This is a genomic window from Streptomyces sp. NPDC093260 (assembly GCF_040683715.1).
GTDB lineage: Bacteria > Actinomycetota > Actinomycetes > Streptomycetales > Streptomycetaceae > Streptomyces > Streptomyces sennicomposti.
The window spans coordinates 79,352-93,564 of sequence record NZ_JBFBEK010000033.1 but is presented as its reverse complement, the minus strand read 5'-3'; the positions used below and the strand labels follow the sequence as shown (position 1 = coordinate 93,564).

Sequence of the window (14,213 nt, the reverse complement as noted above, 5' to 3'; positions counted from 1 at the left end):
ACGCCCGGTTACATTCCGAACCCGGAAGCTAAGCCTTTCAGCGCCGATGGTACTGCAGGGGGGACCCTGTGGGAGAGTAGGACACCGCCGAACAAATCTTCAAAGGGTTGGACCCCGAACTTCGGTTCCGGGTCCAACCCTTTTTTGTTCGTCGTCATGTGCAGTTCACGTTGTGCCACGAGCATCATGCGTCATGAGGGTTGCTGTACTGCTCAGGGCCGCCGGCGTCGGTGCCGGTGACGAGGTCGTCGTGCCGGCGTTCGGGAATGTGGAAGTCGCCGAAGCGGTGATACAGGCCGAGGCGCAGCCGGTCTTCGCCGACATAGACCCGGTGACCTACTGCCTCGACGCCGCCGCGGTCGAAGCTGCCGTAACCGTCCGGACGGCGGCCGTCGTCGTGGTGCACCGCTTCGGGCGGTCGGCCGACGTGCGGCGGCTGCACGAGGTGGGGCGACGGCACGGGCTGCTGGTACTGGAGCAGCGTGAGGCCGACGCGCCGCACGACGAGACGGCGCGGCGCCGGGAGCGGGCCGCCTACCTCGACACGAGACTGCGCGGAGTACGCACGCCCGACGCCGGCGCCGGCCACACCTACCAGCAGTACGTCGTGCGGGTGCAGGGCAATGGCAGGCCGGACCGGGACGCCTTCGCACGCGCCGTACGGGCCAAGGGAGTCGACTGCCGGGTGCCGGTCAAGACGCCGGTGCACCGACTGCCCGCGTTCCGCCGGTACCTGTCGCTGCCGGAGACCGAGCGGGCCGCCGAGGAGACGCTCGCGCTGCCGGTGGACGCCTCGCTGACGCGGCGGGAGATGCAGCGGATCGTGTCGGCGTGCAACGCGCTGGGCGGGCCGATCGTGGTTGGGAGCACGGCCGGATTCGGGGTATGATCTATTCCGTTGCCGCGAGGGAAACCTCGGAAAAGGCGACCGGCCCCTATAGCTCAGTCGGCAGAGCGTCTCCATGGTAAGGAGAAGGTCAACGGTTCGATTCCGTTTGGGGGCTCCGAAGAGAAAAGGCCTCGCCCTTCCGGGCGGGGCCTTTCTCGTATCCTGAGGCTCGTACTCCGAGTCGCCGCCTCAGTCCCGCGGCAGCTCCGGCACACGCATCGCCAGAATCGCCATGTCGTCGGACGGCGCGTCCGAGGCGAAACGCTCCACCGCGCGCATGATGCGGGCCGCGACCGCGCCGGCGGTCAGACCCGTGCACGTGGTGAGGACGTCGGCGAGGCCGTCGTCGCCCAGCATGCGCGTGCCCTCGCGGCGCTCGGTGACGCCGTCCGTGACGCACAGCAGGACGTCGCCCGGCTCCAGGACGACCGACTGCTCGTACAGCTCCAGATCCTCCATGACGCCGAGGAGCGGCTGCGGTTCGGCGGCCGGCTCCACCGAACCGTCCTGGCGCAGGCGCAGCGGCAGCGGATGGCCGGCGCAGACCACCTTCAGATGGGCGCTGCCGTCCTCCTGCGGCCACAGCTCGCCGTAGAGGAGGGTGAGGAAGCGGCTGCGGGCTCCCTCGTCCAGGATGGCGGAGTTGAGGCGTTCCAGGACGGCCGGGCCGCCGTAGCCCTCGCGGGCCAGGAGGCGCAGCGCGTGGCGGGCCAGGCCCGTGACGGCCGCGGCTTCCGGGCCGGTGCCGCAGACGTCGCCGATGGCGAACCCGTACGCGCCGTCGCGGATGGGGAAGAGGTCGTAGAAGTCGCCGCCGACCTCGTTGCCCTCGCCGGCCGCGCGGTAGATGACGTCGACCTCGACGCCGTCGATCTGCGGCAGGCCGGGCGGCAGCAGGCTCCGCTGGAGGGACTGGCTGATGGCGGTGCGCTCCGAGTACAGCCGGGCGTTGTCCAGAGCGAGCGCGGCGCGGCGGCTGAGGTCCTCGGCCAGTTCCAGGATCTCCTGGCGGAAGTGGTCGTCGGTGGGCTTGCCGAGGGTGAGCATGCCGATGACGCGGTTGCGGGCGACCAGGGGCAGCACCACCGTCTCCCCGCCGACCGCGGCTGCGGTGGCGAGGGTGGGGCCGATGGTGCTCCCGATGCGGTGGTGGGAGTCGCCGAGGCTGAGGCTGCGCATGGAGCTGCGCAGGGCGGCCTGGTGGGCGGCCTCGCCGGGGGCGGACCAGACGCGGGCGCCGGGGGTCGGCACCGGGTCGGGCGGGGCGATCTTCGACAGCAGGGACTTGATGCCGTCGATGAGTTCCTCGTCCTCGTGCAGGACGTAGGAGAGGTAGGGCTCGGAGGCCTGGTCGGCGATGGTGTAGACGGCGCACCAGGTGGCGAGGGTGGGGACCGTCATCTGCGCCATCAGAGCGAGGGTCTGGTCGCGGTCGAGGGTGCCGGCCAGCAGGTCGGAGGCCTCGACGAGGAAGCTGAGGGAGCCGCGGCGCAGCCGCTCCAGTTCGCCGAGGCGGGCCGATTCGACAGCCAGGGCGATGCGGTCGGCGGCGAACTGGAGGCGCAGCGCCTCTTCGTTGGAGTACCGGCCGGGGGCTTCGGCGGCGACGCCGAGGGAGCCGGTGAGGCGGCCTTCGACCTTCAGCGGGACCGTGACGACCGAGCGCATGCCGGTGCCGCCGAGCAGCGGTACGGCGGCGGGGGTGGCGCTGAGGTCGTCGTGGACCGCGGGCATGCGGGCCGAGCCGTAGCGGCCTGGGCCGGCCTCGACGGGGACGCGGGCGAAGCGCTGGCGGGCGGAGGGCAGGCCGGTGGAGGCGCGGACCTCCAGCTCGGTCTCGTCGTCGGTGGCCAGCAACAGGAAGGCGGCGTCGCCGTCGAGCATGTCGCGGGCGCGTTCCACGGTGCGCTGGAGGAGGCCGTCGAGGTCGTCGGGGGCCGGGGAGCCGATGAAGACCTCGAACGGGTCGGTGGTGGAGCCGTCGGCTCCGGTGCCCGGGTCCCCGCTCGACGGGACGCGCAGCGGGGTCTGCAGGACGGCGCGTTCGTGATCGCGCACCAGCAGGCAGACGGTCGAGGGTTCGCCGCCGGTGTCGCGGACGCGCAGATGGGAGGCGTAGACGGGGATGACGCGGCCGTGGGCGCCGCGGATGCCGTAGCTGCCCTCCCAGCGGGAGAGTTGGAGGGCCTCGGCGATGCCGGTGCCGGTGCCGGGGGTGTGCGGCCAGGCCGCGAGGTCGGTGAGCGGCTTGCCGACGACCAGTTCCGGGGCGTAACCGAAGAGTTCCTCGGCGTCCTCGTTCCAGGCGGTGATGGTGCCGCCGCGGTCGATCTGGACGACGGCGACGCGGACCCGGCCGTCGGCGAGCGGCAGGAGTTCGGCGGGCAGTGCGGGGCCGGCGGTGCGGGTGCCGACCTGGCGGGCGGGCAGGTCAAGTCGGAACCAGACCATTTTGTGGGTGGGCGTGTACTCGACGCCCCAGCGGCCGGCCAGGGCGGCGCACAGTTGCAGGCCGCGGCCGCCCTCGCGGTCGGGGCTGCCCATGTCGACGGCGGCGCCCTGGAGGGGGATCTCGCGTTCGGGGTAGCGGTCGCAGACCTCGATCCGTACCCCTTCGTCACTGCGCAGGCACAGGACGTCGGCGGCGGTGCCGGCGTGGACGACGGCGTTGGTGACCAGTTCGCTGGTGAGGACCACGGCGTCGTCGACGATGTCGCCGAAGCCCCACCCCTGGAGGGTGTCGCGGACGAAGGAGCGGGCGGTCGCGACCGATCGTCCCAGGGGCTCGAAACTGGCGGCCGCGCGCGCGGTGATCACAGAACTCCTCGTCCGGTTGTCGACAGGCGGGTCCTCGGGGCCGCGCGGCTCGCCGCGCTGCTCCGGCAGCTGCGGGTCCTGCGGCCGCGGCTCCGGGGGCTGTTCCCCGGGGATCACTCCGGTGGTCATTGTGTGCGGCCGCCCTCCGATGCCCGCTCGTTTCCGTGCCACCGCCCATGGCCGGTCGGACCGGCGCGGCTGGACAGCCGCATGCAAGGTTACTTACCTTCGCCGCCCGTGCGGATGCCGGTCATCGGTGATTTCGCCCGGAGGGTGTGCGGACGGTGTGCGAAGCTGCCGAACTGTTATGGCCTGGTTCGGTGGGGGTGAAACACTGGGCAGGCTCATGGTGTCGGTTCGGTCGGGCGGGGTGCGTTCCCCGCTTGCGGGTAGGCAGCCCTTTCGTGTGGCCTGGTCGCATCGGGCAGACGTACGCGGCGGTAACTGATACGCCGATCAGTAGGTACTACTAACCGTAGTGCCGTCAGCACAGCAGTGATGGTCGACCCCTGCGGGAGGGACACAGTGGAGTCTGGCGCAGCGACGCGGGGCACGAAGACGCGCGCGAAAGGCGGACCGTCCGGATCGTCCCTGGCCGGCCGGCGCGCACCGCGCGGCGGCACCACAGCGGTGGACACGGCCGCCCTGAACCGGCTGCTGGCCGCGCTGGTGGGGATGCGGGACGGGAACTTCCGCAAGCGGCTCACGGTGTCCGGAGACGGCGTGATGTCGGAGATCGCCGCGGTCTTCAACGAGGTGGCCGACCGCAATCTGCACCTGACAGGTGAGCTGGCCCGGGTACGGCGCATGGTGGGACGTGAGGGAAAACTCACCGAGCGGCTGGAGACGGGCGCCTGCGAGGGCTCCTGGGCGGCGGCGATCGAGAACTCCAACGCGCTCGTCGACGATCTCGTACGGCCCGTCTCCGAGGTGGGACGAGTGCTCTCGGCGGTCGCCGAGGGCGATCTCTCGCCGCGCATGGAGCTGCGCACGCAGTCCGCCGAGGGGACGGGGCATCCGCTGCGCGGGGAGTTCCTGAAGGTCGGGCGGACGGTCAACAATCTGGTCGACCAGTTGTCGACCTTCACCGACGAGGTCACCCGGGTGGCCAGTGAGGTGGGCACCGAGGGCAAGCTGGGCGGTCAGGCGCGGGTGCGCGGCCTGTCCGGCTCCTGGAAGGACCTGACCGACTCCGTCAACACGATGGCGTCGCGGCTGACCGCTCAGGTGCGCGACATCGCGCTGGTGACGACGGCGGTGGCCAAGGGTGATCTGTCGCGCAAGGTGACGGTGCACGTCGCCGGCGAGATGCTGGAGCTGAAGAACACCGTCAACACGATGGTCGACCAGCTCTCCGCGTTCTCCTCGGAGGTGACGCGGGTCGCCCGCGAGGTGGGCACGGACGGCATCCTGGGCGGCCAGGCGCACGTCCCCGGGGTGGACGGCACCTGGAAGGAACTCACCGACTCGGTGAACCTGATGGCCGGCAACCTGACGGCTCAGGTGCGCGGTATCGCACAGGTGACGACGGCGGTCGCCAACGGCGATCTGTCTCAGAAGGTGACCGTGCCGGCGCGCGGCGAGGTCGCGCGGCTGGCCGAGACGATCAACCAGATGACCGAGACGCTGCGGATCTTCGCGGACGAGGTCACGCGCGTGGCCAACGAGGTCGGCGCGGAGGGCCGGCTCGGCGGGCAGGCGAACGTGCCCGGGGTGGCCGGGACGTGGAAGGACCTCACGGACTCCGTCAACACGGTCTTCCGCAACCTCACCACCCAGGTGCGCGACATCGCCGCGGTGACGACGGCGGTGGCCAGCGGTGACCTGTCGCAGAAGGTCACCGTCGACGTGGCCGGCGAGATGCTGGAGCTGAAGAACACCGTCAACGGCATGGTGGACCAGCTCTCGGCGTTCGGCGCCGAGGTGACGCGGGTGGCGCGGGAGATCGGCGTCGAGGGCGAGCTGGGCGGCCAGGCGCAGGTGCCGGGCGCGGCGGGCACCTGGAAGGACCTCACGGACTCCGTCAACACCGCGTTCCGCAACCTCACCGGTCAGGTGAGGAACATCGCGCAGGTGACGACGGCGGTGGCCAACGGCGACCTGTCGCAGAAGGTCACCGTGGACGTCTCCGGCGAGATGCTCCAGCTGAAGAACACCGTGAACACGATGGTGGACCAGCTGTCCTCGTTCGCCGACCAGGTGACCCGGATGGCGCGGGACGTGGGCACCGAGGGCCGCCTCGGCGGCCAGGCGCGCGTGGACGGCGTGTCGGGCACCTGGAAGGAGCTGACCGACTCCGTCAACTCCATGGCGTCCAACCTCACCGGTCAGGTGAGGAACATCGCACAGGTGACGACGGCGGTGGCGCGCGGCGACCTGTCGCAGAAGATCGACGTCGACGCGCGCGGGGAGATCCTGGAGCTGAAGAACACCATCAACACGATGGTCGACCAGCTCTCCGCCTTCGCCGACCAGGTCACCAAGGTGGCCCGGGAGGTGGGCACCGAGGGGCGGCTGGGCGGCCAGGCGCAGGTGCCCGGCGTGGCCGGGGTGTGGCGCGACCTGACCGACTCGGTGAACGGCATGGCCGGCAACCTCACCTCGCAGGTGCGCAACATCGCCCAGGTCGCCACCGCCGTGGCCCGCGGCGACCTCTCCCAGAAGATCACCGTGGACGCGCGCGGGGAGATCCAGGAGCTGAAGAACACCCTCAACACGATGGTGGACCAGCTGTCCTCGTTCGCGCAGGAGGTCACGCGCGTGGCCCGCGAGGTGGGCACCGAGGGCATCCTGGGCGGCCAGGCCGAGGTGCAGGGGGTGGCCGGCACCTGGAAGGACCTCACCCAGTCCGTGAACTTCATGGCGAACAACCTGACCATCCAGGTCCGCAACATCGCCGAGGTCACGACCGCCGTCGCCAAGGGCGACCTGTCGAAGAAGATCACCGTCGACGCCAAGGGCGAGATCCTGGAACTGGTCACCACCGTCAACACGATGGTCGACCAGCTGTCCTCGTTCGCCGAGCAGGTGACGCGGGTGGCCCGTGAGGTGGGCACGGAGGGCATCCTCGGCGGACAGGCGCACGTGCCGGGCGTGGTCGGCATCTGGAAGGACCTCAGCGACAACGTCAACCTGATGGCCAACAACCTGACCATGCAGGTGCGCAACATCTCCCAGGTGGCGGCGGCCGTCGCCAACGGCGACCTGACGCGGACGGTGACGATCGAGGCGCGCGGCGAGGTCGCGCAGCTCGCCGACACCTTCAACACCATGGTCAAGACGCTGAGTTCGTTCGCCGACCAGGTCACCAAGGTGGCCCGCGAGGTGGGCACCGACGGCATCCTGGGCGGCCAGGCCTACGTCCCCGGCGTGGCCGGCACCTGGAAGGACCTCACCGAGTCGGTGAACCAGATGGCGTCCAACCTGACCGGTCAGGTGCGCAACATCGCCATGGTCACCACCGCCATCGCCAAGGGCGACCTCACCAAGAAGATCGACATCGACGCGCGCGGGGAGATCCTGGAGCTGAAGACGACCATCAACACGATGGTCGACCAGCTGTCCTCGTTCGCCGAGGAGGTCACCCGGGTCGCCCGCGAGGTGGGCACCGAGGGCCAGCTCGGCGGGCAGGCGCGGGTGCGGGACGTGGACGGCACCTGGCGGGACCTGACCGAGTCGGTGAACGAGATGGCCGGGAACCTGACCCGGCAGGTGCGCGCCATCGCGCGCGTGGCGACCGCCGTGACCCGCGGCGACCTGAACCTGAAGATCGACGTGGACGCCTCCGGCGAGATCCAGGAACTCCAGGACTACATCAACAAGATGATCGCCAATCTGCGCGACACCACGATCGCCAACAAGGAGCAGGACTGGCTCAAGGGCAACCTGGCCCGCATCTCGGCGCTGATGCAGGGCCGCCGGGACCTCCAGGACGTGGCGTCGCTGATCATGAGCGAGCTGACGCCGGTGGTGTCCGCGCAGCACGGCGCGTTCTTCGTCGCCATGCCGCCGGCCGACGGCAGCGACCTCGGCGGCGACCCGGACACCGCCTACGAGCTGCGCATGCTCGGCTCCTACGGCTACTCGATGGGCTCCATGCCGACGTCGTTCCGGCCGGGCGAGGCGCTGATCGGGACGGCCGCCGAGGAGAAGCGCACGATCCTCGTCAAGGACGCGCCCAGCGGCTATCTGAAGATCGCCTCCGGGCTCGGGGAGGCCCCGCCGGCGCAGGTGATCGTGCTGCCCGTGCTGTTCGAGGGGAAGGTCCTCGGCGTCATCGAGCTGGCCTCGTTCACGCCGTTCACGCAGATCCAGAAGGACTTCCTGAACCAGATCGCGGAGATGATCGCGACCAGTGTCAACACCATCTCCGTCAACACCAAGACCGAGCAGCTGCTCAAGCAGTCCCAGGAGCTGACCGAGCAACTGCGCCTCAGGTCGGAGGAGTTGGAGCAGCGGCAGAAGGCGCTGCAGGCGTCCAACGCCGAACTGGAGGAGAAGGCCGAGCTGCTGGCCCAGCAGAACCGCGACATCGAGGCGAAGAACTCCGAGATCGAGGAGGCGCGGCAGGTCCTGGAGGAGCGCGCCGAGCAGCTCGCGGTCTCCATGCGCTACCGCAGCGAGTTCCTGGCCAACATGTCGCACGAGCTGCGCACGCCGCTGAACTCCCTGCTGATCCTGGCCAAGTTGCTCGCCGACAACGCCGAGGGCAACCTCTCCCCGAAGCAGGTGGAGTTCGCCGAGACCATCCACGGCGCCGGCTCCGACCTGCTCCAGCTGATCAACGACATCCTGGACCTGTCGAAGGTCGAGGCGGGCAAGATGGACGTCTCCCCGACGCGCATCGCCCTCGTCCAGCTGATCGACTACGTGGAGGCCACCTTCCGGCCGCTGACCGCCGAGAAGGGCCTGGACCTGTCGGTGCGGGTCTCGCCGGAGCTGCCCGCCACGCTGCACACCGACGAGCAGCGGCTCCTCCAGGTGCTGCGCAACCTGCTGTCCAACGCGGTGAAGTTCACCGACTCCGGGTCGGTGGAGCTGGTGATCCGCCCGGCGCGGGACGAGGTCCCGCAGGCGATCCGGGAGCAGTTGCTGGAGGCCGGGTCGCTCACCGACCCGGAGGCGGACATGATCGCGTTCTCCGTCACCGACACCGGCATCGGCATCGCGGCCAGCAAGATGCGGGTGATCTTCGAGGCGTTCAAGCAGGCCGACGGCACCACCAGCCGCAAGTACGGCGGCACGGGCCTCGGTCTGTCCATCTCCCGGGAGATCGCCCAGCTGCTCGGCGGCGAGATCCACGCGCAGAGCGAACCGGGCCGCGGCTCGACGTTCACCCTGTACCTGCCGCTGCACCCGGGCGAGCTGCCGCCGCACGGCTACCAGCAGCCCGCCTCCGCGCTCGACGCCGACGAGCTGGTCGCGGCCGCCGAGCCGCACCTGTCCGAACTGCCGGGCCTCTCGGAGCTGTCCGAGCTCTCGGCGGCCGAGGTGGAGACGCCGGCCGAGGTCAAGTCGTACCAGGAGACGCAGAACGGCGCGGCCGCGCTGTTCCGCCGCCGCCGCAAGGCGCTGCCCGCCGGCCGGCAGCAGGAGCCGGGGCAGCGGCAGGGGCACGAGGGCGAGCGGGAGCCGGCGCCGGCCGGTGCGTCCGCCTCGCCCGCGGAGTCCGAGGCCGCGGCGAAGGCGCACCGGGACATCCGGTTCGGCGGCGAGAAGGTGCTCATCGTCGACGACGACATCCGCAACGTCTTCGCCCTGACCAGCGTCCTGGAGCAGCACGGCCTGTCGGTGCTGTACGCCGAGAACGGCCGCGAGGGCATCGAGGTGCTGGAGCAGCACGACGACGTGGCGGTCGTCCTGATGGACATCATGATGCCCGAGATGGACGGCTACGCGACGACGACGGCGATCCGCAGGATGCCGCAGTTCGCCGGGCTGCCGATCATCGCGCTGACCGCGAAGGCGATGAAGGGCGACCGGGAGAAGGCGATCGGCTCGGGCGCCTCCGACTACGTCACCAAGCCGGTCGACCCCGACCATCTGCTGTCCGTGATGGAGCAGTGGATGCGCGGGGAGTGACGTACGGAACGGGAGTGCCCCGGGGAACGCGGGGCAGAGGAAGGAGTGGCGGAAGTGCCGGGGCGGCGGGCTCCGGGACGCGAGCGGAGGCGTCGGCTCCGGGGGTCCGGATCCGTGTAGAAGTGCGGGGATCGGGGAACCTTCTCGTCTCCCGCTCCGTTTCCGCTACGTGCACAGTGACATCGCGGTGACAGGGTGTGGCGACGGGCGGGGTGCGGCTACGATGACCGGCACAAGGACGGACGGCTCACGGGAGTCGTCCCCTGGGGCGGCACCCGCCGGTGCCTCCCCGGTTCCTGCGGACAGGGGCGGCCCCAAGCCGGGGCGAGGAGGGCGGGCCATGGTGCAGAAGGCCAAGATCCTCCTGGTCGATGACCGGCCGGAGAATCTGCTGGCGCTGGAGGCCATCCTCTCTGCGCTCGATCAGACGCTGGTGCGGGCATCGTCCGGGGAGGAAGCGCTCAAAGCACTGCTCACGGACGACTTCGCGGTCATTCTGCTGGACGTCCAGATGCCGGGCATGGACGGATTCGAGACAGCCGCGCACATCAAGAGGCGGGAGCGGACCCGGGACATCCCGATCATCTTCCTCACCGCGATCAACCACGGCCCGCACCACACCTTCCGCGGGTACGCGGCGGGCGCGGTGGACTACATCTCGAAGCCGTTCGACCCGTGGGTGCTGCGCGCGAAGGTCTCGGTCTTCGTCGACCTGTACATGAAGAACTGCCAGCTCAAGGAGCAGGCCGCGCTGCTCCGCCTCCAGCTGGAGGGCGGCGGCAAGGAGGGCGGCACCGGCGAGGGCAAGGAGTCCGCCGGTCTGCTCGCCGAGCTGTCCGCGCGCCTGGCCGCCGTCGAGGAACAGGCCGAGGCGCTGTCCAAGCAGCTGGACGACGAGTCAGCGGACGCGGCGGCCGTCGCGACGGCGGCGCACCTCGAGCGGAAGCTGACCGGCCTGCGCCGGGCCCTGGACGCGCTGGAGCCGGGGGCCGGGAGCGGAGCTTCGGTGTCCTCTTGAGGGACCGCCCTGCGGGGCGGTCCGGGGGCGGCGCTCGGGGCTGAGGCCGGCGTGGTTGCCCGGGTGGGGCCGGGTTGGCCTCCGGGCAGCGCGGGTCGCGGTCGTGATGGGGCGCGCGATGACCTCGCTGGGGAGCGGCTTCCCGCCGGGGGTGGGGAGAAGCTTCATGAAGGGCAGGTTCGGGCCACGTTCGGCCCTGGGAGTCGTAACGGGTGGCCAGTCTCCGTGACTTGCCGGACGGAACCGTCGACGGGCGGGCGGGCCCGAGGTGAATCAGCCGCCCAGCGGCCCTGGTGAGGCCGCGTCAGCTGAACGTTCCCGCGCGGGCGACACGAACGGGTGAAGGCGGGCGCACACGTGTCCGGCGCCCTCTCCACCGGTAATCTCACACCTATGGCCTCACGTCCCTCCGCAGCCAAGAAGCAGCCCGCCAAGAAGGCGGCCGCTCCCTCCAAGGCTCCGGCGAAGAGGGCCGCTGCGAAAAGGCCACCCGCGAAGAAGGCCCCGGCCCGGAAGGCGCCCGCCAAGAAGGCCGCCGTCCGGCCCGCGCCCCGGCCCGCGCCGAGTCCGACCGGGGGCGTGTACCGAGTGGTGCGCGCCCTGTGGCTGGGGCTCGCGCACGCCGTCGGCGCCGTGTTCCGGGGGATAGGGCAGGGCGCCCGCAACCTCGACCCCGCGCACCGCAAGGACGGCGTCGCCCTGCTGCTGCTCGCCGTCGCCCTGATCGTCGCCGCCGGCACCTGGGCCGATCTGCGCGGGCCGGTCGGCGATCTGGTCGAGGTGCTGGTGACCGGGGCCTTCGGGCGGCTGGATCTCCTCGTGCCGATCCTGGTCGGCATCATCGCCGTACGCCTCATCCGGCACCCGGAGAAGCCCGAGGCCAACGGCCGTATCGTCATCGGCCTGTCCGCGCTCGTCCTCGGCGTGCTCGGGCAGGTGCACATCGCCTGCGGCTCGCCGGCCCGCAGCGACGGGATGCAGGCGATAAGGGACGCCGGCGGCCTCATCGGCTGGGGGGCGGCCACCCCGCTGACGTACATGATGGGCGAGATGCTGGCCGTGCCGCTGCTGGTGCTGCTCACCGTGTTCGGCCTGCTGGTGGTCACCGCCACCCCCGTCAACGCCATCCCGCAGCGGCTGCGGCTGCTCGGGGTCAGGCTCGGCCTTCTGCCGGACCCGGAGGACGACGAGTTCGACGCGTACACCGAGTACACCGAGGACGACGCCCGCTACGACGACCAGTGGCGCGAGGCGCTGCCCGCGCGCCCCCGCAAGCGGCAGAGCGCCGCCCAGGGTTACGACCCCGAGGGCGCCGAGCAGGAGGCGCTGTCCAAGCGGCGCGGCCGCCCCCGGCGTTCCGCCGTGCCGCAGCCCGACATGGACCAGCGGCTGGACGCCGTGGACGTCGCCGCCGCTGCCGCCGCCGCGCTCGACGGCGCCGTGCTGCACGGCATGCCGCCCTCGCCGGTCGTCGCGGACCTCACCCAGGGCGTCACCGCGGGCGGCGAGCGCGGGGAGGCTTCGGGCCCGGCACCGACCCCCACGCCGGCCCCGGCCTCCGCTTCGCCCCCGGCCGCTGCTCCCACGCCCGTTCCCGCCGCGCGTCCCGAGCAGGACGCCCCGGCGGCGAGGACCCGGGCGGAGGCGCCGGCCGCCCGGCCCGCGCGCGAGGAGCCGACCGGCGGCGTCCCGGACCTCACCAAGAGCCCGCCCGTCGAGACGACCCGCGACCTGCCGCCCCGCGCCGAACAGCTCCAGCTCTCCGGCGACATCACCTACGCCCTGCCCGCCCTGGACCTGCTGGAGCGCGGCGGCCCCGGCAAGGCGCGCAGCGCCGCCAACGACGCGATCGTCGAATCGCTCACCACCGTCTTCACCGAGTTCAAGGTCGACGCCCGGGTCACCGGCTTCACCCGCGGCCCGACGGTCACCCGCTACGAGGTCGAACTCGGGCCCGCCGTGAAGGTGGAGCGCATCACCGCGCTGACGAAGAACATCGCCTACGCCGTCGCCAGCCCCGATGTGCGGATCATCAGCCCGATCCCCGGCAAGTCCGCGGTCGGCATCGAGATCCCCAACACCGACCGGGAGATGGTCAACCTCGGCGACGTGCTGCGGCTCGCCGCGGCCGCCGAGGACGACCACCCGATGCTGGTCGCGCTCGGCAAGGACGTCGAGGGCGGCTACGTGATGGCGAACATCGCGAAGATGCCGCACATCCTGGTCGCCGGCGCCACCGGCTCCGGCAAGTCGTCCTGCATCAACTGCCTGATCACCTCCATCATGATGCGGGCGACCCCGGAGGACGTCCGGATGGTCCTGGTCGACCCCAAGCGGGTCGAGCTGACCGCCTACGAGGGCATCCCGCACCTCATCACGCCGATCATCACCAACCCCAAGCGGGCCGCCGAGGCGCTCCAGTGGGTGGTGCGCGAGATGGACCTGCGCTACGACGACCTCGCGGCGTACGGCTTCCGGCACATCGACGACTTCAACGCCGCCGTCCGCAGCGGCAAGGCGAAGGCGCCCGAGGGCAGCGAACGCGAGCTGCAGCCGTACCCGTACCTGCTGGTCATCGTGGACGAGCTGGCCGACCTGATGATGGTGGCGCCGCGCGACGTGGAGGACGCGATCGTGCGCATCACCCAGCTCGCCCGCGCCGCCGGCATCCACCTGGTGCTCGCCACGCAGCGGCCCTCGGTCGACGTCGTCACCGGTCTGATCAAGGCGAACGTGCCCTCCCGGCTCGCCTTCGCCACCTCCTCGCTCGCCGACAGCCGCGTCATCCTCGACCAGCCCGGCGCCGAGAAGCTGATCGGCAAGGGCGACGGGCTGTTCCTGCCCATGGGCGCCAGCAAGCCCACCCGTATGCAGGGCGCCTTCGTCACCGAGGACGAGGTCGCCGCCGTCGTACGGCACTGCAAGGACCAGATGGCGCCCGTCTTCCGGGACGACGTCACCGTCGGCAGCAAGCAGAAGAAGGAGATCGACGAGGACATCGGCGACGACCTCGACCTGCTGTGCCAGGCCGCCGAGCTGGTCGTCTCCACCCAGTTCGGGTCCACCTCCATGCTCCAGCGCAAGCTGCGCGTCGGCTTTGCCAAGGCCGGGCGGCTCATGGACCTGATGGAGTCCCGGAACATCGTCGGACCCAGCGAGGGCTCCAAGGCGCGTGACGTTCTTGTGAAACCCGACGACCTGGACGGTGTACTGGCCCTGATTCGGGGAGAGTCCGCGGGGTAGGCGTCAGGGAGCCGTTCCTCCGGCGGTGACGCCCGCCGCGGGTGCGCGGGCCGGGCGGTTTCGTGATCCACCCGTTAGCCGCCGGCGGGCAACCCTCTCCGTCGGCCGCACGTCCAGTTCAGCAAGAGGTCCGGTGGGGGACCCACCAAGTCCCACCACGGGTTC

General features: G+C 71.0%; 4 protein-coding genes, 1 tRNA gene, 1 rRNA gene and 1 pseudogene. 6 read left to right on the top strand and 1 reads right to left on the bottom strand.

All coding sequences use genetic code 11. The features are described from left to right. The 3 genes and pseudogenes from rrf to AB0N63_RS31170 all read left to right on the top strand — a co-directional run. Nucleotides 1-93: ribosomal RNA gene (rrf, locus tag AB0N63_RS31180) — 5S ribosomal RNA — on the top strand; the annotation flags it as partial. A 76-nt stretch (nt 94-169) separates the two neighbouring features. Then, nucleotides 170-889, top strand: a pseudogene (locus tag AB0N63_RS31175) (DegT/DnrJ/EryC1/StrS family aminotransferase); the annotation flags it as partial. A 42-nt stretch (nt 890-931) separates the two neighbouring features. Further along, nucleotides 932-1,004: transfer RNA gene (locus tag AB0N63_RS31170), tRNA-Thr, on the top strand. 74 nt (nt 1,005-1,078) lie between these two features. Here the strand turns inward: AB0N63_RS31170 and AB0N63_RS31165 are convergent. Next, nucleotides 1,079-3,835, bottom strand: coding sequence for a SpoIIE family protein phosphatase (locus AB0N63_RS31165; protein ID WP_365534250.1), 2,757 nt, complete (start codon nt 3,833-3,835; stop codon nt 1,079-1,081). A 396-nt stretch (nt 3,836-4,231) separates the two neighbouring features. Between AB0N63_RS31165 and AB0N63_RS31160 the strand changes: the two genes are divergently transcribed. The 3 genes from AB0N63_RS31160 (at nt 4,232) to AB0N63_RS31150 (ending at nt 14,048) form a co-directional block, all read left to right on the top strand. Beyond that, a complete protein-coding gene (locus AB0N63_RS31160; protein ID WP_365534248.1) occupies nt 4,232-9,787 on the top strand; it encodes a HAMP domain-containing protein in 5,556 nt (1,851 codons plus the stop codon). Between the two features lie 340 nt (nt 9,788-10,127). Next, on the top strand, nt 10,128-10,805 hold the full coding sequence (locus AB0N63_RS31155; protein WP_365534245.1) for a response regulator: 678 nt from the start codon (nt 10,128-10,130) through the stop codon (nt 10,803-10,805). A gap of 393 nt (nt 10,806-11,198) precedes the next feature. Next, nucleotides 11,199-14,048, top strand: coding sequence for a DNA translocase FtsK (locus AB0N63_RS31150; protein WP_365534243.1), 2,850 nt, complete (start codon nt 11,199-11,201; stop codon nt 14,046-14,048). The last annotated feature ends 165 nt before the right edge of the window (nt 14,049-14,213 follow it).